The organism is Pelagibius sp. 7325 (assembly GCF_037652055.1).
Taxonomy (GTDB): Bacteria; Pseudomonadota; Alphaproteobacteria; order Kiloniellales; family Kiloniellaceae; genus Pelagibius.
Genome location: NZ_JBBKAH010000002.1, coordinates 1,507,303 through 1,528,108, shown reverse-complemented (window position 1 = coordinate 1,528,108; position 20,806 = coordinate 1,507,303). Strand labels below are relative to the sequence as shown.

Here is a 20,806-nt window from a genome sequence, read left to right as displayed (position 1 = left end):
AATGCCAACAAGACACAGACCCGCCGCCCGCGTATCCCTTCCAAATCTACAATGTCAAACAGCGAAGCGGCAGCTTCGGCACGAGGCCCTTGCTGCCGCGGAGGCCGGGTTATAGGGCTCCCCCGGGGGGACTGTCAAACCCTTTATGAAAGGTTTTTTGCAGTCCCGTCGCGAAATTTGGTCAAGCCCCTTCTAAAGCACAGTTTTTAACTGCCTTTAAGGTTGACAAGCCCTTGTATGTGAAGCCATTTTCAAAAATTGGTTAACGATTTGATGGTATGAAGTTTACTGTCAAGTTGTCCTGCCGCCGGGGGGCAGCCATCCAAACCGCCTAGCCACGGAGCTGTAGTTGGTCGTGACCAGTCGCAAAATCGACTCTGAATCGCTCATTCGATTCGCCAAAAAGGTCAGTTTTCCCGCCATTTTAGCCATTCCATTGATCGGCGGCGCCCTTGCCGCCTCGTGGTCGACGGCCGAGACTGCCCAGGCCCTGTCGGGGGATCATATGGCGCCGGCCGGCGCCGCCCAGCGCCCCGCCGCGCCCGAATCGATCGGCAAGAAAGCGGCGGAAGGCCTTAACGGAGAAGCCGGCGCCGAAAACGCCGGCACCGAAGACACGGTCGCGCCCGCCGCATCGACCGGCGCTGCTCCCGCGGCGATGATCTCTCCCCTTGAAACCTCCACCGACAGCGCCGTCCCGGCCCGCTTGCAGGAGGCCGCCCTGCCCCCTGCGGAAGCGCTGGATCCGGCCGACGAGGCCGCCGAGGACGAGCCGGCCACGGTGGTGCGCGCGGTCACCGTGGCCCCCGGCGACACCCTGATGAGGCTGCTGATCGACGCCGGCGCCGAGCCGACGCAGGCCCACCAGGCGATCACCGCCATGGAGCCGGTCTACAGCCCCCGCCGGCTGATGCCGGGCCAGGAGTTGGAGATCGCCTTCGCCGACCCGGGCGACGGCGCCCTCGGCGAACTGCTGGCCATCAGCTTCCGCCCGAGCCGCGAGCGCGACATCGAGGTCAGCCGCTCGACCGGCGCGGAGGATTTCTTTGCCGAATCGATCGATCGTCCGGTCGCCCGCCAGCTTGCCTACGCCAAGGGCTCGATCGACAGCAACCTGTCGGTCGCCGCCGGCGAGCGCAACGTGCCCCACCAGGTGCTGGCCGAGGCGATCCGCGCCTTCAGCTACGACGTCGACTTCCAGCGCGAGATCCAGAAAGGCGACGCCTTCGAATTCCTCTACGAGATCTATGTCGACGAGGAAGGCGCCCTGGTGCGCACCGGCAATCTGCTGTTCGCCGCCATGACCCTCTCCGGCAGCCGCACCGATCTCTACTACTACGAGCGCGCCGACGGCAGCGCCGACTTCTACACCCCCGAGGGCAAGTCGGTGCGCCGCTCGCTGATGCGCACGCCGATCGACGGCGCGCGCCTCTCCTCCGGCTTCGGCATGCGCAAGCACCCGGTGCTCGGCTATTCGAAGATGCACCGTGGCACCGATTTCGCCGCCCCCAGCGGCACGCCGATCTATGCCGCGGGCAACGGCGTCGTCGAAGCCGCCGGCCGCAACGGCGGCTACGGCAACTACGTGCGCCTGCGCCACGGCTCCACCTACCAGACCGCCTACGCCCACATGAAGGGCTTTGCCAAGGGCATCCGCAAGGGCGCCCGCGTGAAGCAGGGCCAGGTCATCGGCTACGTCGGCACCACCGGCCGTTCCACCGGTCCGCACCTGCACTACGAGGTGCATGTCAGCGGCAAGCAGGTCAATCCGCTGAAGGTGACCCTGCCGCGCGGCGAGAAGCTGAAGGACTCCGAGATGGCCGACTTCGACAACCAGCGCGGCGTCATCGGCCGCCAGCTCGCTCTCGCCCAGGGTGGCGTGCTGATGGTGCAGCGGCCCTGTGAATCGCAGGAGAACGGCGTGATCGAGCAGGGCTCGACCATGGGCAGCGACAACGACTGCTAGCTGACGCGAAACAACAGCCCGCCATGACCCGCATCGTCGCCGACTATCTGGAAAAGCGCACCCGCCGCCGAGGCTAGGCGAAGAAGCGGCGCGGTTCCCCCAACGGGAGCTGCGCCGGCTTTGCAGCCTGCCTCTTCCCTGCGGAGTTTTTCCGGATATGTCTGCGACTTTTCTTGATGCCCTGGCAGGGCCCTCGACGGCCTACGCCGCCATTGAAGGTTTGGGCCTCGGGGCCGGCCTCATCATCGCCATCGGCGCCCAGAACGCCTATGTGCTGCGCCAGGGGCTGCGCCGCCAACAGGTCTTCGCCGTTGCCGGCGTCTGCTTCCTCATCGACTGCACCCTGATCGCCCTCGGCGCCGGCGGCTTCGCCGGCCTGCTGCGCGCGGTGCCGAGCCTGCCGGGCATCGCCGCCTGGGGCGGCGCCGTCTTCCTCGCCGCCTACAGCCTGCGCGCCTTCCACGCGGCGCTGAAGCCCGGCAGCCTGGCCGACGCCGAACAGACGGAAACCTCCAGCGGCCTGCGCGCCGCGGTGATGACCGCGCTGGCGCTCAGCCTGCTCAATCCGCACGTCTATCTCGACACGGTGATCCTGCTGGGCGGCATCGCGGCGCGTTACGGCGGCGCGGATCGCATCGCCTTTGCGCTGGGCGCCATGACCGCCTCGGGTCTGTGGTTCTACGGCCTCGGCTACGGCGCGCGCAGCCTCGCCCCGCTGTTTCGGAGCCCGCGGGCCTGGCGCCTGCTCGACGCCTTCGTCGGCTGCGTGATGGCGACGATCGCGATCAGTCTCGTCGTGGGCGAGCTGAACTAGTCGGCGGCGTCGCTGCGCTTCTTCACCGGCCACTCCGGACGCTGGATGGCGAAGACCTCCTCGACCACGCAGTAGTCCATGTAGCCAAGGCGTGCGATGGGCTTCAGCTTGGCCATGTCGACCAGACCGTCGGTCAGCACCGACTCGTCGATATGGACGCCGATCACCTGGCCGAACACCACGGCGCTGCGGGTGTCCGGCGTCTCGCAGGGCAGGTCGACGGTCCGCAGATACTTGCATTCCAGATGAATCGGCGAGGCCTTCACCCGCGGCGGCTTCACAAGTTCGGAGGGCACCATCTGCAGCCCGGCGATCTCCGCCTCGTCGACCCCGGCCGGCGCCGCCGCCGAGGTGAGGTTCATCTGCTCGCGCAGATCCCAGGTCGCCACGTTGCAGACGAACTCCCCGGTGCGCTCGGCATTGGCGAGCGAGTCCTTAGAACCGTCCGGGGGACCATCGGCCTTGCGTCCCCCCGGCGCAAAGATCACGCAGGGCGGTTCGCCGCCGACGGCATTGAAGAAGCTATAGGGCGCCAGATTGACGACGCCGGCCTCGTTCACCGTGGTGATCCAGCCGATCGGCCGCGGCACCACGCAGGCCTTGAAGGGATCGCGGGGCAGGCCGTGCGCGCCGGTGCGGGTGTCATAGAACATGCGGGGGCGTCTCCTTCGGGCCCCTGCCGGCCGAAACCGGCAGGGGCGTATCATGCAAGCGGCGGCAACGATCAGGCAGCGGCCACCATCTCTCCATTGATGGCAAGGCCGTCGGGCCCGGCGCTGACAGTGACCGTGTCGCCGTCGCCGATCTTGCCTTCCAGGATCATGCTGGCCAGCGGATTCTGCAGTTCGCGCTGGATCACGCGCTTCAGCGGACGCGCGCCGTAGACCGGGTCGTAGCCCTTGTCGGCGAGCCAGACCTTGGCCGGCTCGTCGAGCTCCAGGGTGATCTTGCGGTCCTCCAGCATCCTGTGCAGGCGGCCGAGCTGAATCTCGACGATGCCGGTCATCTGCGCGCGCGTCAGGCGATGGAACAGCAAGACCTCGTCCAGGCGGTTGAGGAACTCCGGCCGGAAGGCACGGCGCACCACTTCCATCACCTGCCCGCGCACCGCGTCGCTGTCCTGTCCCTCCGGCTGCGCCGCCAGGATGTCGGCGCCGAGATTGGAGGTCAGGATGATCATGGTGTTGCGGAAGTCGATGGTGCGGCCCTGGCCGTCGGTCAGGCGGCCGTCGTCCAGCACCTGCAGCAGGATGTTGAAAACGTCGGGATGCGCCTTCTCGACCTCGTCGAACAGCACCACCTGGTAGGGCCGGCGCCGCACCGCCTCGGTCAGCGCGCCGCCCTCCTCGTAGCCGACGTAGCCCGGCGGGGCTCCGATCATGCGCGCCACCGCGTGCTTTTCCATGTACTCCGACATGTCGAGCCGAACCATCGCCGTCTCGTCGTCGAAGAGGAAGCGCGCCAGCGCCTTGGTGAGTTCGGTCTTGCCGACGCCGGTCGGGCCGAGGAACAGGAAGGAGCCGATCGGCCGGTTGGGGTCCTGCAGGCCGGCGCGCGCGCGGCGGACCGCGTTGGAGATCGCCACGATGGCTTCCTCCTGACCGATGACGCTCTGGCTCAGCGCATCGTCCATGCCCAGCAGCTTCTCACGCTCGCCTTCCAGCATCTTGTCGACAGGAATGCCGGTCCAGCGCGACACCACCGAGGCGATATCGCTCTCCGTCACCTCTTCGTTCAGCATGCGATGTTCCTGGGCGCTCTCGGCTTCGGTCAGCTGCTTTTCGAGGCCCGGAATGACGCCGTACTTCAGTTCGCTCGCACGGTTGAGGTCGCCTTCACGCTGGGCGATTTCCAACTCGCTGCGCGCCTGGTCGAGCTGCTCCTTCAGCTTCTGGGCGCCGGCCAGCTTGTCCTTCTCGCCCTGCCACTGCGCGGTCAACTCCGCGGATCTGGCTTCCAGATCCTTGATCTCGCCGGTCAGTTTCTCGAGGCGTTCCTTGGAGGCCTTGTCGCTCTCCTTCTGCAGCGCGTTCTCCTCGATCTTCATCTGCACCAGACGGCGGTCCAGCTCGTCGATCGCTTCCGGCTTGGAGTCCATCACCATGCGCAGGCGGCTGGCGGACTCGTCGACCAGGTCGATCGCCTTGTCGGGCAGGAAGCGGTCGGCGATGTATCGGTTGGAGAGCGTCGCCGCCGCGACGATGGCGGCATCGGTGATGCGCACCCCGTGGTGCAGTTCGTACTTCTCCTTCAGCCCGCGCAGGATCGAGACGGTCTCCTCGACGCTCGGCTCCGGCACGAAGACCGGCTGGAAGCGACGCGCCAGCGCCGCATCCTTTTCGATGTACTTGCGGTACTCGTCCAGCGTGGTGGCGCCGACACAGTGAAGATCGCCGCGCGCCAGCGCCGGCTTCAGCATGTTGGAGGCGTCCATGGTGCCTTCCGCCTTGCCGGCGCCGACGAGCGTGTGCAACTCGTCGATGAAGACGATGATCTCGCCGCCGGCGTCGGCGATTTCCTGCAGTACCGCCTTGAGGCGCTCCTCGAACTCGCCACGGAACTTGGCACCGGCGACCATGGCGCCGAGATCGAGCGCCATGAGGCGCTTGTTCTTCAAGTTGTCGGGCACGTCGCCGTTGACGATGCGCTGGGCAAGACCCTCGACGATGGCGGTCTTGCCGACGCCGGGCTCGCCAATGAGGACGGGATTGTTCTTGGTGCGGCGCGAGAGCACCTGCACGGTGCGGCGGATCTCCTCGTCGCGGCCGATGACCGGATCGAGCTTGCCTTCGCGGGCCACCTCGGTGAGGTCGCGGGCGTACTTATTGAGCGCCTCGTACCGGTCTTCGGCGGTCGCCGTGTCGGCGCGCCGGCCCTTGCGCATGGCATTGATCGCCTGATTCAGCTTCTGCGGCGTCACGCCGGCGGTGGCCAGCGCCTTGGCCGCGGCGGTGCCCGGCAGCATGGCGAGCGCCAGCAGGATGCGCTCGGCGGTCACGTAGGAGTCGCCGGCCTCCTCCGACAGCTTCTCGGCCTGGCCGAAGAGGTCGTTGGTCTCCTGTGCCAGATAGAGCTGGCCTGCGCCGGCGCCCTCGACTTTGGGCTGCCTCGCGAGCGCCTCCTCGACGGCCTTCACCGCGGCCTCGGGCTTGCCCCCGGCCTGGCGGATCAGGTTACGCGCCAAGCCTTCCTCGTCGTCGAGCAGGACCTTCAGCAGGTGTTCGGGGGTGAGGCGTTGGTGGTGCTTGCGACTGGCCAGGGTCTGCGCGGCCTGGAGGAATCCGCGAGAACGTTCGGTATAGCGATTGAGATCCATCTATATCCCCTTTCCCGCACCCAGGATTTGGCATGCAGGCGATGTGGTCCATGGTACTGCAGCAGGCGCGCCCATCCCAGCGGCACGACGCCCGCGAAAGCCGGCCCGACGGCCCTGCTTTCAGTGTGGATATGGGGCTGTTGCAGAAAAGACACAAGGGCTGGACGGGGCAAAAAAACGGCTTTTGCCGGGGTTTTGCGCCGGAAAGTCAGGCCCGGCTAGGCCTTGCGCAGCCGCGGGGGAGCGCTCGGCGGAGCCGAGGCAGGCAGCGAACGGTCGGCCGGGGTTTGCGGCAGAATCACGGTGACCACCGTGCCCGCGCCGGGGGAACTGGCGACCTCCAGCCGGCCGCCGTGCTGCTCGGCCAGGGCCTTCGCCAGGGGAAGGCCGAGACCGGTACCCTCGTACTTGCGGGTGTGGGAGTTGTCGACCTGCTGAAAGGGCTGCAGCGCCAGGGCGATTTCGGCGTCGCTCATACCGATGCCGGTGTCGGTGATGCTGAAGAACACACCCTTGCCCGGGGCACTGCCGAGGGTGATGCCGATGCTGCCCCCGGCCGGCGTGAACTTCAGGGCATTGGACATCAGGTTGAGGGCGATCTGCTTCACCTTTACGGCATCGGCGCGCAGCAGTGGCAACGGTGCCACAGGCTGTTCGAGGTGCAGGTCGACGCCGGCCTCGAAGACCTTGGCGCGGACAAGGCGACTGCACGAGTCGAGCAGCTGCCATAGATCGACGTCTTCCAGGTGGAGCTGCAGCTTGCCCGCTTCCACCTTGGAAATGTCCAGGACGTCGTTGATGACGGCCAGAAGATGGCGCCCGCTGTCGCCGATGGAATTGCAGTAATCGCGGTAGCGCGGGTTGCCGAGCGGGCCGAAGATCTCCTGCGCCAGCATGTCGGAAAAGCCGATGATGGCATTCAGCGGCGTGCGCAGTTCGTGGCTCATGGTAGCAAGGAAGGCCGACTTGGTACGGTCGGCGGCCATGGCCTGGTCACGCGTGCGCATGAGTTCCTGCGTGGTCTCCTCCACCAGGCGGTGCTGGCGTTTCAGTTCCTCGTAGGCGAAGGAGGTTTCCGCCGCGTGCGCCTTGATGGTCGCCAGCGAGCCCTGTAGTTCGCCCAGCGTCTCGTCGAGCGCGCGCAACGGCAGCAGGTGCATGGCGACCAGGGCGCCGCCGGCAAGCAGCAGGGCGAAGAGGCCGACCCCCACGGTATTGAGCACCAGCGGCTTTGCGGTCGCGGTGGCCGTCACCGTCGCGACCGGAACGCCCGCCACCACGATGTCAGCGCTCTCGCTGAGGCGGGGCCATTCAGGCAGCGGCGCGTAGCTGACGACCGGCACGCCGTCGGGACCGGTAACCGTTTCGTGGATCGCACTGACGCTCGACTGGGTCTCACCGATGATCTCGGCGAGACGCTCGCGCGTGTAGCGCCAGGAAGCCCCCTGCACGTAGATGTACCCGGCCAGACGCTCGGCGGCGAGCGACGCCTGATGCTGCAGGAAGCCGCTCTGATTGCTGAAAGAGACGGTGGCGTATCCGAGCGGCAGCGAGACGGCCGTCGCAAGCGCGACCAGGATGGCCAGGCGGCGCATGGTGCGCCGCAGCTGCGCGATCTGCTGGAGGTTCTGCATGCGGCCAGCCGTTCCGGACAGTCAGAGGAGCGGGATGGCGCCGGATTCCCGGATGATCCGGGAGGCCGTGGGCGATGCGAGGAAAGCGATGAAGCGGTCGAGCGACGGATTGTCGCCGGCGCGCCGTACGAGGATCATCTCCTTGGCGTAGGGGTAGCGTCCCGACTCCAGATTGGCCAAGGTCGGCACGATCCCGTCAATCGGCAGCACCGTCACGGTGGCGTACTCGCGCACCACCTGGACCAGGGTTGCCGAGGTCAAAGACCCGGTGATCTCGGCGGCCAGACGGAGATTGTCCTGGTCGGACTGCGCGACCGGCACTTCCGGGCGCAGGCGCGCCCGCTCCAGCGCTTCCGTCATCCCAGCGAAGCTGTCCGCCAGCAGAGCGGTATCGCTCTCGGAGGCCGGCCGCAGGATGATGTGCACCGGGGTGCCGTCCGCCCAGCGCGCGGCAGGGTCGCCATAGAGATCGGCGAGCCGGTCGGCGGCGACCGGCATCGGATTGCGAATCGAACTGACGATCATGAAGGGCGTGCGCAGCAGTGAACGGGCTTCCAGCCCCAGCGCGGCCTCCGTAGCCTTCAGGGGCCGTGCCGAAACGGCAAGGTCGATGGCCCCGTCCGCCAGCGCGCGAATGGCGCCGCCGCTGCCCATGCTGGGCAGCACCTCGATCGCGGTCTGCGGGTTTTCAGCCCGGAATGCGCCGCCCAGGTGGACCATCAGCGCCAGCGACGCCCCGGTCCCAGCGATTCGCAGCAGGGAGTCCGCCGCCCGGGCAGGCAGCGGCGCGACCGAAATGGCCAGGAGGACCAGCAGAACGGCCACCGCGGATCGGTACCAGCGGGTAGAAAATCCGGGTGTGAGAATCAATCCATACCGCCTGGGCAGGAGGAAATAAACAAATCATCATATCGTATCTTTGCTTAACGACTGCTTTCGGCCCGGGTGCTTAGGTGCCCCCACGGCGGCGTGTTGTCGCAAATAGACAATGGGTACTACTGTCCTGGGCGATTTGTTAAGCTGGGCATTCCCTACGATACCGACGAGCCAACTCGTCGCCTTCCTCCGTATAACGGAGCAGACAGGCAGTTATTGCTGACCCATCAGGTCGCTGGTCGGGGGAAATACTAGGACGGACGATCCACTTTATTTGTGGATTTCTACGAGACCACCAAGGGGGAACGCCATGAGCAATCCGGAAGCCACCGAATACGAGGTAGGCCAAGACAACATACAACCGTTCGGCCTGGATATTCACAATCCAGTCTTCGTCGTCTCGGCCCTTTCGATCATCGCCTTCGTTCTGCTGACCCTGGCCTTCCAGCAAGAGGCGACCACGTTCTTCGGCTGGCTTCGGCCCTTCCTGACCTCGACCTTTGACTGGTTCTTCCTGTTGTCGGCCAACATCTTCGTGCTGTTCGGCATCTTCCTGGTGGTGACCCCCTTCGGGTCGGTGCGCCTGGGCGGCACCGACGCCAAGCCGGAATATTCCTATCTCGGCTGGTTCGCCATGCTGTTCGCCGCCGGCATGGGCATCGGCCTCATGTTCTTTGGCGTGTCGGAGCCGATGTCGCACTTCGCCTCCTCCATGGGCGGCACCGCGATGGAAAACGGCGTGCGCACGGACTGGGCGCCGCTGGGTGCGGCGGCGGGCGACGTCGAAGCGGCGCGCAACCTGGGCATGGCGGCGACGATCTTCCACTGGGCACTGCACCCCTGGGCGATCTACGCCGTGGTCGCGCTGGCGCTGGCCTTTTTCGCCTACAACTTCAACTTGCCGCTCACCCTGCGCTCGGCCTTCTATCCGATTTTCGGCGAGGCGGTGTGGGGCTGGGTCGGCCACGTCATCGACACCCTGGCCGTCTTCGCAACGCTGTTCGGCCTCGCCACGTCGCTGGGCTTCGGCACCGAGCAGGCTCTGGCCGGTCTCAACCACCTCTTTGGCACGCCGACGGGCAACGGCGCGCGGGTCATCCTCATCTCGCTGATCACCGCGGCGGCACTGATCTCCGTCCTGCGCGGCCTGGACGGGGGCGTGAAGGTGCTGTCGGAGATCAACATCGCGCTGGCCGCGCTGCTGCTGGTCTTCATCCTCTTCGTCGGGCCCACGGCGACGATCCTGGAGACCCTGGTCTCCGGCGGCATCGCCTACGTCAGCGATGTGGTGCCGCTGTCCAATCCCTTCGGGCGCGATGACGACAACTTCCGCCAGGGCTGGACCTCGTTCTACTGGGCGTGGTGGATTTCCTGGTCGCCCTTCGTCGGCATGTTCATCGCCCGGGTGTCGCGCGGACGCACGGTGCGCGAGTTCATCATCTGCGTCATCTTCGTGCCCACCATCGTCAGCATCTTCTGGATGGCTGTCTTCGGCGGCACGGCCATCGAGCAGGTGATTGCCGACCCGAATGCCGCGGTGAAGGACGCCGCCCTGGAGCTGAAGCTGTTCGAGATGCTGGCCCAGCTGCCGCTCGCCTGGTTCACCTCGATCCTGGGCATCGTGCTGGTGATCGTGTTCTTCGTCACCTCGTCGGATTCCGGCTCGCTGGTGATCGACACCATTACCGCCGGCGGCAAGACCGACGCGCCGGTCGCCCAGCGCGTCTTCTGGTGCACCTTCGAGGGCCTGGTGGCCGCGGCCCTGCTTCTGGTGGGCGGCGCCGGGGCGCTGACCGCGCTGCAGGCCATGGCGGTCTCCACCGGCTTCCCCTTCACCATCGTGCTGCTGGTGATGTGTGTCAGCCTGCTCATGGGCCTCAACCGGGCACGCAAGGACCCCACGCAGACCAGCCGAAGAAGCCAGGCATAAGACGAAGCCGCCGGCCCCAAGGGCCGGGTGGAGACATCTGGAGCCCCGCCATCGCTGGCGGGGCTCTTTTTCTTGGCTGCAGGCAGCGCGCCTCAGCGCACGACGAAGACGGAAATGTCGGTGTGCGAGGCCAGGTATCCGGCGTTGGAGGAAAACAGGTGCTCGGCGAAGCCGGGCACGTGGGAGGCCATGACGATGAGGTCGGCACCGATGTCGTGCGCCTCGCGGCCCAGCTTGTCGTCCAGGTCGATGGTCGGATCGGGACTGGTGACGGCGTGGGCGCCGATGTCGACGCCGTACTTGCTGCCCTCGGCGGCGGCGTACTCCGCCAGCTTGGCGGCGAACTCCTTTGGATTGTGCGCCACCGATCCAGGCGCGCTGGCGGTGACGGCGACCATCTGCAGCGGCACCTCGTAGTGCTTGGCGAGGTCGGCGGCGGTCGCCACCGCCTTTTCGAGTTTCTCGCGGTGGCGCAGATCCACCGGAACCATGATCTTCTTGTACATGCGGACGCTCCCTTTTTCTGACGTGGTAGCGTTCTGCCCCGCGCGCTGCGGAGCGGCGGAAATTCCACCCTATACGGCAAGGCCCTTCGCGGCCATTGAGACAGGTCAAACCAAGGCGTTCGTAATCGGGCCCGCGGGACTGCCGCCCTCTTGCCACCCAGCCGATCCGGACCGGGCCGATAGCGCCAAAAAAAGGCCCCTGTGCCGCGAAGGCACAGGGGCGGGCGAAGCCCAAAAGTAGGATCAGGAGAGATCAATGCTTACCCCGCCGGTCCGCCCGGGATGAGCCGCTTGGACACGGCAGCGAAGAGCATGAAGGGGAACCTAGTGCGATTCGCTTTTAATTGCAAATGATTATCAATAGCAAAATGACGCCCAGCCACCGGCCCGGAAAAAAGGCCGGTTTTCCTGGATTTCCCCGCAGCGGCCCGGATTGACGGGCCTTCGCTTGACAGGTCCGCGCCGGGCGCGATTAGCTGGCTTTCCCGGCTACTTCTATGCCAGCCAGACGCCTCGCCGCCCACGCGGGGTCCCAGAAGGAACCTCCGGCACCCATGCCCAGCTCCGACGCCGCCACCGTCCGTGAGATCTGCCGCTATCCCGTGAAGGGGTTGAACGCCGAGGTGCTGGACGACGTCACCCTGGTGCCGGGCCAGCCCCTGCCCGACGACCGCCGCTTTGCCGTCGCCTACGGACTCGGCACCGGGGCAAAACGCGGCTTCTTCGAGCTGCTCGAGGAGGAACGCCTGGCCCAACTGCGTGTCGCTTACGATCCGGGGGTCCCCACGGTCACCATCAGCCGCCAGGGCCGCCAGGTGGTCAGCGCCAATCCGACCGACCAGACCGGCCGCATGCTGCTGAGCCAGTTCTTTGCCGGTTTCCTGGCGGGTTCGCGGCGCGGCGCGCCGTCATTCCGGGAACTCGACGCCGCCACACAGGTGGAGTCGCGGGTCGCGCCGGTGGCTCTCATCAGCCTCGCCAGCATCCGCGACTTCGAGCGGGTGGCGCGCCAGCCGGTCGACCCGCGCCGCTTTCGCGGCAACATCCTGTTCGACGGGCTGCCCGCCTGGGCAGAGTTCGCCTGGATCGGCCGCGAAATCCGCGTCGGAACGGCGCGGCTGAAGGTGGTCGAGCGGACCCAGCGCTGCGCGGCCACCAACGTGAACCCGGAGACAGCGGAGCGCGACATGAACATCCCGCTCACCCTGCGCAAGGGTTTCGGGCACATGGACATGGGGGTCTATGCGGAGGTGATCGCCGGCGGCACCGTCAGAACCGGCGACGAAATCGTGGAGATCTAGCGGACGGCACAAAGCCCTCCGCCGGCCGGGGGCCACCGCCCCGGCGCGATCAGAAAACGTCAAACTTTCAGCTGGCTGCCGGACCGCTTTCGGTCTCGGGGGTCGTTTCCGGCTGACGCGGCTGGCCGTCGTCATCCGGGCGCGGCTTGCGCGGACGGCCACGACGCGGCCGCGCCGGGGCCTCACCCTCCACGGACTGGACGTCCGGCTGCGGCTGCGGCTGCCCCTGCGGGGCCGGCTGCGGCTGGTCGTCCGTCGCCGGTGCCACTGCCTCCGGGGCATTGCGCTGCTCGCGATCGCGGCGCGGCGGCCGCTGGCCGGCGTTGTTCTGCCTGCCGTCCTGGCGAACGTCCTGGCGGCCCTCGGAACGTCCCTCGGATCGTCCGTCCTGGCGCCCTTCCTGACGATTCTCCTGGCGCCCCTCCTGACGACCCTCTTGGCGACCCTCCTGACGACCCTCACCCTGGCCGTCCCGCGCGCCGTTGCCCGGCGCGTCGTCATCGTCGTCACCGTAGTAGCCCTCGTCATTGCTGTACGAAGGCTGCGGGCGATCTTCGTGGCGGCGCCCGGTGGGCGTCGGATCGGTGGTGTCGCTGAGGATGCGGAAATAGTGCTCCGCATGCTGGAAGTAGGCCTCGGCGGCGACACGGTCGCCCGCGGAGGTCGCATCGCGGGCCAGGCTCAGGTACTTCTCGAAAACCTGCCGAGCGTTGCCGCGAACCCGGCCATCGGGCCCGTTGCTGTCGAAGGTGTGAGTGCGGGACTGGCCGCCTCCGCCGCCGCCTCCACCACCACCGTGCTGTTTACGATTGGTTCGGCCGCGAGGCCGACGTCCATTGTTGGAACCTTGACCTTGTCTCATCATTCGCTTGCTTCAGAATGGATGACTTGCCACTCGCGCCCATCGAAATCGCGGATCTTGCGATTTCGCGGGCTCTAAACCACACACAAGTTAATTTTGGGTGGTGAGTTGCGTCTCCCCGAGACGCTGGAGCCAATTGGGCTCGGCTCATTCAACGTAGAGAGCTTTGCCCTGCTTTCCAACTCTTTTTTTCATTTATCCACGGCTCTCCGGCGGGCGCAAAGCCGCACCATTCCGCGCTTTCGTGGCCAGGAGGCAGCGTTCCACACCGGCCAGGTCACGGGCCCGCCGGACGGGCGCCAATCCGGCGCCCGCGAGCAGTGCCTCAACCGCGGCCGCCTGCCCGATGCCGATCTCCAGCGCGACGAGTCCGCCGGGTGTCAGCACCGCCGCCGCGGCTGGGATCAGCGCCCGGTAAGCCGCAAGGCCGTCGGCCCCACCGTCCAGCGCCGCCGCCGGATCGTAACCGGCGACCTCCGGCTCCAGGCCGGCGATCGCGCCGCTCGCGATATAGGGCGGGTTGCTGACGATGACGTCCCAGCCATCGCCCAGCGCGGCGAGACCCTGCGCCCAGGAATGCCGCGCAAAGCGCGCCCGCGCGGCAAGCCCCAGCCGCCCGGCGTTGCCCGCCGCCTGCTCGACCGCCTCGGCGCTGATGTCGATGCCGGTGCCGCTGGCCGCCGGCAGTTCGCTCAACAAGGCCAGCAACAGGCAACCGGTGCCGGTGCCGAGATCGAGCAGCGTCAGGGGGGCGGCACGGTCGGCGCATTCGGCCAGCACCGCTTCCACCAGGGTCTCGCTGTCCGGACGCGGGTCGAGCGTGGCGGCATTGAGGCCGAAGGGGAGGCTCCAGAACTCGCGTTCGCCCAGGATGCGCGACACCGGCTCCCGCGCCACGCGGCGTGCGACCGCCGCCTGGATGCGCGCCGCTTCTTCCTCGCTGAGCGCTCTTTCGGGATGGCCGAGCAGCAGCTCCGGGCCGCCGCCCAGAAGGCGGCAGACCAGCAGGCGGGCGTCGCGCCGGGGCTCGTCGATGCCGGCCGCGGCGAGGCGCCGGGCCGCGCCTTCCACGGCCTCGGCCAGAGTCATTGCCGCCGTCTCACTGCAACTCCGCCAGCTTTTCGGCCTGGTCCGCGGCGACCAGCGGATCGATCAACTCGTCGAGCGCTTCCCCGGCGAGGACGCGCTCCAGCTTGTAGAGCGTCAGGTTGATGCGGTGGTCGGTGACGCGGCCCTGCGGAAAGTTGTAGGTGCGGATGCGCTCGGAGCGGTCGCCGCTGCCGACCTGGCTCTTGCGGCTGGCGGCGCGCTCGTCAAACTGCTTCTGGCGCTGCGCCTCGTAGAGCCGCGCGCGCAGCATGGTCATCGCCTTGGCGCGGTTCTTGTGCTGCGACTTCTCGTCCTGGCACTGCACCACCACGCCGGTCGGCAGGTGGGTGATGCGTACCGCGGAGTCGGTGGTGTTCACGTGCTGGCCGCCGGCGCCCTGCGACCGGTAGGTGTCGACGCGCAGATCCTTTTCCTCGATGTGCACGTCGACCTCTTCGGCCTCCGGCAGCACCGCCACCGTGGCGGCCGATGTGTGGATGCGGCCGCCCGACTCGGTGACCGGCACGCGCTGCACGCGGTGAGCGCCCGACTCGAACTTCAGGCGGGCGAAGACGTGGGGCCCGGAAATCTTGGCGCTGGCTTCCTTGTAGCCGCCGATCTCGGTCTCGGAGGCATCGAGGATCTCGAAGCGCCAGCCCTGCAGCTCGGCATAGCGCTGGTACATGCGCAGGAGGTCGGCGGCGAACAGTGCCGCCTCGTCGCCGCCCGTGCCGGCGCGCACCTCCAGGATGGCGTTGCGCGAATCCGCCTCGTCCTTCGGCAGCAGCAGGATCTGCAGTTCGTGCTCCAGGTCCGGCAGTTTTTCCTTCAGCTCGTGAAACTCGCTTTCCGCGAGCGCGCGCATCTCCGCGTCCGACCCCGGATCGGCGATCAGCCCGGCGAGGTCGGCCATCTCATGCTTGGCCCCGCGCAGCGCCTCGATGCCCTGCACCACCGGCGTCAGCTCGGCATACTCCTTCATCATCGCCGTGTGCTGGGGCGAGCCCGGCTTGGGATGGCGCGCCACGAGGTCCTGCAGCTCGTCATAGCGGCGCAGCACGCGATCCAGATTGTCGTCGAGGTTCACGGTTCTTCCCGCTCCTTATCCACCGCATCCACCGCATCGTCAGGCAAGTCGAACAAGCGGCGCAGCATCTCCTCCAGCCGGCCCGCCTGCGCCGGATCCTCCGCCACGCTGCGACGCAGCGCCTCCGAAGGGCCGTGCAGCAGCTTGTTCACCAGCAGGCGGGTGGCCTCCGCCGCCGGAAGATCGCCGCTTTCCAGAACCTGGCGGCGCACCGCCTCGAAGTGCTGGCGCAGGGCGACCACCGAAGGCGTCGCCGGGCGCTCCGCCTGGGCGCGCAGGAAGCTGGCCAATTCGTCCTCGACCAGACCCCAGGCCTGGCCGCTGGCAGCAGCCCGGCCGCCGGACTGCTGACTCGCCAGGCGCTCCAGGTCGTCGAGATCGTAGACGAAGGCGTCTGCCAGATCGCCGGTGCCGGGTTCGATGTCGGCCGGCACGCCGGCATCGATCAGCAGCACCGGGCGGTGGCGCCGCTTCTTGAGGGCCGCCGCGACCTGGGCGCGCGCCAGGGTGAAGCGGCCGGTGCCGGCGTCGGAGATAACGATATCGGCTTCGGCGAGGTGGCGGTCAAGCTCTTCCCAGGGCGCGACGTTGCAACCGAGCCGCCGCGCCGCCGCCTCTGCCCGGGCGAGCGAAGCGTGCATGACCAAACGTTGGGCCACGCCGGCCTCGGCGAAGTCGTCGCTCAGCATCTCGCCCATCTCGCCAAGGCCGAGCCACAGGAGATTCAAAGCGTCGAAGCGGCCGAACAGGTCGCGCGCCACCTGCACGGCGGTAAGCGCCATGGAACTGGCCTGCTGGCCGATCGGCGTCTCGCTGCGTACCCGCTTGGCGGCGGCGAAGGCCGCCTGGGTGGCGGCGGCCAGATAGGGCCCGGCGATGCCGGCTTCCTGCGCCGCGCGGTAGCACTGCTTCACTTGGCCCAGCACCTGCGGCTCGCCGATCACCTGGCTTTCCAGCGAAGCGGCCACCGCCATCAGATGGCGCAGCGCGTCCTCGCCCATGTGGCAATAGCTCTGGCCGGCGAGCGCCGCCGGCGTGCAGCCGGCAGCAGCGGCGATGAGCTGCAGCAACTGGCCGGCGACACGCTGGCCGGGCCGCGTGACCACCAGGAACTCGATGCGCTCGCAGGTCGCCAGCACCAGGCCCTCTTCGCAGCCGAACTGCTTCAGCCCGGCGATGAGGCGGGCCCGGTCGGGCTCCTCGGCGAACAGGGGATCGCGCAGCGCGGCTACGACGCTGCGCGCGCTGACCCCCAGCAGCAGCAGGCGGTTCAGCGGATCGTCCGCAGCGGTCGGCTCGGTGAGCGCCATGGCGGCCCCCTAAGCCAAACGGGAGAGGCGCTCTGCCAGGCTGTTCAGCGAGACGAGTTCCTGCTCCCCCGAATCGAGGTCGCGCAGCGTGGCATTGCCGGCCGCCAGCTCCTCCTCGCCGAACAGCAAGGCGGCGCGGGCATTCATCTTGTTGGCCCGCTGCAGGCGCTTCTTCAGGTTGCCCGAGTAGCCGAGCTCCACCACGAAACCGGCATGGCGCAGATCCTGCGCCACCGTCAGCGCCGTGGCCTGCGCCGCCTCGCCGACCGGCACGACGACGACGGGGCGCGGCGCCGGGATGTCCTCGGCCAGCAGCATCGCCAGGCGCTCGATGCCGGAGGCCCAGCCGACGCCCGGCGTCGCCGGGCCGCCCATGGTCTCGATCAAGCCGTCATAGCGCCCGCCCGCCATCACGGCACTCTGCGCGCCGAGGCGGTCGGTGGTGAACTCGAAGGCGGTGTGGCAGTAGTAGTCGAGCCCGCGCACCAGGCGCGGATTCAGCCTGTAGGCAATGCCGAGACTCTCCAGCCCCTCGCGCACGGCAGCGAAGAAGTCACGGCTCCCGGCATTGAGGTAGTCCTCGAAGAGCGGCGCGTCGGCGACCAGCTTGCGGTCCCCCTCGTCCTTGGAATCGAGGATGCGCAGCGGATTGCGCGTCAGGCGATCGCGGCTGTCCTCCGACAGGCTGTCGTGGTGCGCCGAGAAGTAGGCGACCAGCGCCTCGCGGTAGGCGGTTCGGCTGTCCGGGTCGCCCAGCGTGTTCAGCTCCAGCGTCACCGCGTCGCTGAGTCCGAGCGCCTCCAGGATGTGCGCGCCGCAGGCGATGACCTCGATGTCGGCCTGCGGCTGGGCGACGCCGATCAGCTCGACGCCGAACTGATGGAACTGGCGCTGGCGGCCCTTCTGCGGGCGCTCGTGGCGGAACATCGGCCCGGCATAGAAGGCTTTCACAGGCACCTGCTGGGCCAGCCCGCCGGAGATGAAGGCGCGCGCCACGCCGGCGGTGTTCTCCGGCCTGAGAGTAATGGTGGCGCCTTCCTCGTCCGCGCTGCTGCCCTTACCCGCGCCCATGGCGAAGGTGTACATCTCCTTCGTCACGATGTCGGAGGTGTCGCCGAGGGTGCGCTTGAACACTTCGGTGAACTCGAAGATCGGTGTCGCCATCTCCTGGAAACCGTAGCGCGCGGCGACCTCGCGCGCGGTATCGATCACCGCGCGGTGGCGGCGCATGGCCTCAGGCAAAAGATCGTGGGTACCCCTGACGGGCTGCAGACTGCTCACGGGACTGTGGCTCCGGAAGAGGCTAAGAGGCGGCGGCGGCGAGCTTGCCGCCGGTACCGGATTCCGCCTCGGCTTCTTCGGCCGCTTTCGCCGCCTCGATCTCGGCAGCCTTGGCTTCGACCAGCTCGACCAGGTGGTCAACGATGTTGTCGTCCTTCAGGCGATGGTCCTGCAGGCCGTTGATATAAACCTGGTGGGTGCCGCGCCCGCCGCCGGTGAAGCCGATGTCGGTCATCAGCGCCTCGCCCGGGCCGTTCACCACGCAGCCGATGACGGAAATCGTCATGGGGGTGGTGATGTGAGCGAGCCGCTGTTCCAGCACCTCGACGGTCTTGATGACCTCGAACTGCTGGCGCGCGCAGGACGGGCAGGAAATCACGTTGACGCCGCGGTGGCGCAGGCCGAGCGATTTCAGGATGTCGAAACCGACCTTGATCTCTTCGACCGGGTCGGCCGAGAGCGACACGCGGATGGTGTCGCCGATGCCGGCCCACAGCAGGTTGCCCATGCCGACCGACGACTTCACGGTGCCGCTCCTGAGCCCACCCGCTTCGGTGATGCCGAGGTGCAACGGGTAGTCGCAGGCCTCGGCCAGTGCCATGTAGGCGGCAACCGCGAGGAAGACGTCCGAGGCCTTGCAGGAGATCTTGAACTCGAAGAAGTCCTCGTCCTCCAGGATGCGCGCGTGGTTCAACGCGCTCTCCACCATGGCCTCCGGGCAGGGTTCGCCGTAGCGCTCCAGCAGTTCTCTTTCCAGCGAACCGGCGTTGACGCCGATGCGGATCGAGCAGTTGTTGTCGCGCGCGGCCTTCACCACCTCGCGCACGCGCTCGCGCGAGCCGATGTTGCCGGGGTTGATGCGCAGGCAGGCAGCGCCGGCCTCGGCCGCCTCGATGCCGCGGCGGTAGTGGAAGTGGATGTCGGCGACTATGGGCACCGTCACTTCCGGGATAATCTTCTTCAGCGCCGCGGTGGAGTCCTCGTCGGGGCAGGAGATGCGCACGATGTCGGCGCCGGCCATCTCCAGCGCGCGGACCTGGTCGATGGTGCCCTGAATGTCGGTGGTGCGGGTATTGGTCATGGACTGGACGGTAATCGGCGCGTCGCCGCCCACCGGCACCTTGCCGACATGGATCTGGCGCGACTTGCGCCGAAGAATATCGCGATAAGGGCGAACGCTCATGCCTTCCTGTCCCACGTGCCGCCGGCGAAGGGCCCAATGGCCTGTAGGCACTATGTCAGAGCCTGGCCGACTGCTTTCAAGCCAAATCCCGGCCATCCCCGGCAGCGCGGGCGGCGGGTGTCCGGGCGCAAGATGCGCCGAAACGCCGCAAACTTCAAGGTGAGAGCCGACGCCCGCAAAAGCGAAGGGCCGCCCGGCATACGCGGGGCGGCCCTGTCGGGATTGGCAGAGCGTCGCCCTTTTAGGGCTGGCGGCCGGCGCCGTTGCGCAGCTGCTCGGGGTCCAGCGGGATATTGCGGCGCACCGCGCCGACCGGGCCGAGCGGCGGCAGCGCGCTGCCATCGACGCTGATTTCCAGGCCGCCGGCATTGCCGGTCAGCAGGGTCAGATCGGCGTCGTTCGGTACCATGTAGCTGTCGCCGACGCGCAGCACGCGGGTCAGCAGCAGGTTGCCCTGGCGGTCGCGGACCTGCACCCAGGCGTCCTGGTTGGCCTTGAGAACGATCCGCGCGCCGGCGTTCTCCTCGCCGTAGACCGTCGGCTCGTGGTTGAGCAGGAAGGCGGTCGCCGGGGCGTTGCCTTCCGGCGCCGCCGGAATGGCATAGGGTTCGCTGGGCGCGGGCTCGGCTGCGACGGGCTCTTCCGGGGGCGTCGGCGCATCGGCCTGCGGGGTCGCTTGCGGTGCCGTGGGTTGATTGGCCGCCACGCCGGCCTGAGGCGCCGTCGCGGGGCTTTCCTGCGGCCGCGCGGCGGAAGCCGGCGCGCTGGAAGGCACACTGGAGACGGTATCGGAAGGCGTGTCGCCGCGGGCCGTCGAGGGCGCAGCGGGAACCGCGGATGGCGTCTCTGCCAGCGCAGGCGTCTCTGCCGGGGTCGTTTGCACCGGGGTCGTTTGCGCCGGGGTTTCGGCCGGGGCTTCGGCCGGGGTTTCCGGGATTTCGGCGGTCGTCGGCTCAGCGCCAGCCTGCGCCGGAGCGGCGGCCTCGGAGTCGGGCTGCACGGTGACCGCCGGAGCCGGCGTGGCGGCCTCGCGGGCAGCACTAGGCGCCGGGACGGCCGGGGCCGAGCCGGGGCTCTCCGCCGTCTGGGTCGTGCCGCCGACCATGTCCTGCAACTGCTCGGGCACCGGCGCGACCAGGTCGCTCAGGCTTTCGCCCTGGTTGGAAAGGTAGAACCAAACGCCGTAGGCGCCGGCGAACAGCAGCGCGGCGACGAGGAACACCGCGCCGCCGGGCATCTTGCCCTCCGGCGCCGGCGTCGGGAAATGCAGCTTGGTCTGGCTGTCGATGCCCTCGACCTCGTGCTTGAAGCGGTCGACCACCTGGTCGCCGTCGAGGCCCAAGTATTCGGCATAGGTTCGCACGAAGCCCATGGCATAGGTCGGTCCGGGCAGGTTCTCGTACTGGCCGCGCTCGATGGCATCGAGATAGGAATAGCGGATGCAGAGGACCTCTGCGATCGAGCGCAGGTCCTGGCCGAGCTGTTGTCGCGCACGGATCAGCGTGTCGGCGACCTGCTCGCCGGTCAGCGCCTGTGCAATGGTGATTTCGGAAGCGCCGTCGGTCTCGACCAACTTGGGTTCGCCCAGCTTCGGTTCACCGAACTTGGGCTCCGCGCGCTTGTCTTCGCTCTTCTTCAACGGGTGTGCCAC

At 67.7% G+C, this 20,806-nt stretch carries 16 protein-coding genes; 4 read left to right on the top strand and 12 right to left on the bottom strand.

Annotation, left to right across the window (positions count from 1 at the left end; genetic code table 11):
- Positions 1–505 precede the first annotated feature (505 nt).
- A complete protein-coding gene (locus WDC82_RS09075) occupies positions 506–1,966 on the top strand; it encodes a M23 family metallopeptidase (RefSeq protein WP_340116938.1) in 1,461 nt (486 codons plus the stop codon).
- Positions 1,967–2,123: 157 nt separating this feature from the next.
- Positions 2,124–2,780 carry a LysE/ArgO family amino acid transporter gene (locus WDC82_RS09070; RefSeq protein WP_340116937.1) on the top strand — a complete coding sequence of 219 codons (657 nt, stop codon included), beginning with the start codon at positions 2,124–2,126 and terminating at the stop codon, positions 2,778–2,780.
- Here the strand turns inward: WDC82_RS09070 and WDC82_RS09065 are convergent.
- From WDC82_RS09065 to WDC82_RS09050, 4 genes are all read right to left on the bottom strand, one after another.
- Positions 2,777–3,433 (bottom strand): flavin reductase family protein, encoded by a 657-nt coding sequence (locus WDC82_RS09065; RefSeq protein ID WP_340116936.1) that lies wholly within the window; start codon positions 3,431–3,433, stop codon positions 2,777–2,779. The genes WDC82_RS09070 and WDC82_RS09065 overlap by 4 nt on opposite strands.
- A gap of 71 nt (positions 3,434–3,504) precedes the next feature.
- Positions 3,505–6,096, bottom strand: a complete 2,592-nt coding sequence (gene clpB, locus WDC82_RS09060) for an ATP-dependent chaperone ClpB (RefSeq protein ID WP_340116935.1) — start codon at positions 6,094–6,096, stop codon at positions 3,505–3,507.
- 218 nt (positions 6,097–6,314) lie between these two features.
- Positions 6,315–7,730 (bottom strand): ATP-binding protein, encoded by a 1,416-nt coding sequence (locus WDC82_RS09055; protein ID WP_340116934.1) that lies wholly within the window; start codon positions 7,728–7,730, stop codon positions 6,315–6,317.
- A 21-nt stretch (positions 7,731–7,751) separates the two neighbouring features.
- The gene (locus WDC82_RS09050; RefSeq protein WP_340116933.1) at positions 7,752–8,600 is read right to left on the bottom strand and encodes a substrate-binding domain-containing protein; all 849 of its coding nucleotides are present in this window, start codon (positions 8,598–8,600) and stop codon (positions 7,752–7,754) included.
- Between the two features lie 316 nt (positions 8,601–8,916).
- Here WDC82_RS09050 and WDC82_RS09045 point away from each other — a divergent pair, with 316 nt between their 5' ends.
- Positions 8,917–10,536: a BCCT family transporter gene (locus tag WDC82_RS09045; protein ID WP_340116932.1), complete on the top strand. Its 1,620-nt coding sequence runs from the start codon at positions 8,917–8,919 to the stop codon at positions 10,534–10,536.
- Between the two features lie 92 nt (positions 10,537–10,628).
- On the opposite strand, the gene WDC82_RS09040 is transcribed toward WDC82_RS09045, so the two are convergent.
- Entirely contained in the window at positions 10,629–11,042 is a 414-nt protein-coding gene (locus WDC82_RS09040; RefSeq protein ID WP_340116931.1) for a universal stress protein, read from the bottom strand.
- Positions 11,043–11,596: 554 nt separating this feature from the next.
- Here WDC82_RS09040 and WDC82_RS09035 point away from each other — a divergent pair.
- Positions 11,597–12,343 carry an MOSC domain-containing protein gene (locus tag WDC82_RS09035; protein WP_340116930.1) on the top strand — a complete coding sequence of 249 codons (747 nt, stop codon included), beginning with the start codon at positions 11,597–11,599 and terminating at the stop codon, positions 12,341–12,343.
- Between the two features lie 67 nt (positions 12,344–12,410).
- On the opposite strand, the gene WDC82_RS25225 is transcribed toward WDC82_RS09035, so the two are convergent.
- From WDC82_RS25225 to WDC82_RS09000, 7 genes are all read right to left on the bottom strand, one after another.
- Positions 12,411–13,205: a DUF4167 domain-containing protein gene (locus tag WDC82_RS25225; RefSeq protein ID WP_370661536.1), complete on the bottom strand. Its 795-nt coding sequence runs from the start codon at positions 13,203–13,205 to the stop codon at positions 12,411–12,413.
- Positions 13,206–13,400: 195 nt separating this feature from the next.
- Positions 13,401–14,294 (bottom strand): peptide chain release factor N(5)-glutamine methyltransferase, encoded by an 894-nt coding sequence (gene prmC, locus WDC82_RS09025; RefSeq protein WP_340116929.1) that lies wholly within the window; start codon positions 14,292–14,294, stop codon positions 13,401–13,403.
- A gap of 10 nt (positions 14,295–14,304) precedes the next feature.
- Positions 14,305–15,381: a peptide chain release factor 1 gene (gene prfA / locus WDC82_RS09020; protein ID WP_340116928.1), complete on the bottom strand. Its 1,077-nt coding sequence runs from the start codon at positions 15,379–15,381 to the stop codon at positions 14,305–14,307.
- Entirely contained in the window at positions 15,378–16,691 is a 1,314-nt protein-coding gene (gene hemA / locus WDC82_RS09015) for a glutamyl-tRNA reductase (protein ID WP_340116927.1), read from the bottom strand. Before hemA ends, prfA begins: the two co-directional genes overlap by 4 nt.
- Before the next feature lie 9 nt (positions 16,692–16,700).
- Entirely contained in the window at positions 16,701–17,972 is a 1,272-nt protein-coding gene (gene hisS / locus WDC82_RS09010; protein WP_340116926.1) for a histidine--tRNA ligase, read from the bottom strand.
- A 22-nt stretch (positions 17,973–17,994) separates the two neighbouring features.
- Positions 17,995–19,155, bottom strand: coding sequence for a flavodoxin-dependent (E)-4-hydroxy-3-methylbut-2-enyl-diphosphate synthase (ispG, locus tag WDC82_RS09005; RefSeq protein ID WP_340116925.1), 1,161 nt, complete (start codon positions 19,153–19,155; stop codon positions 17,995–17,997).
- A gap of 241 nt (positions 19,156–19,396) precedes the next feature.
- Positions 19,397–20,806 (bottom strand): RodZ domain-containing protein, encoded by a 1,410-nt coding sequence (locus WDC82_RS09000; protein ID WP_340116924.1) that lies wholly within the window; start codon positions 20,804–20,806, stop codon positions 19,397–19,399.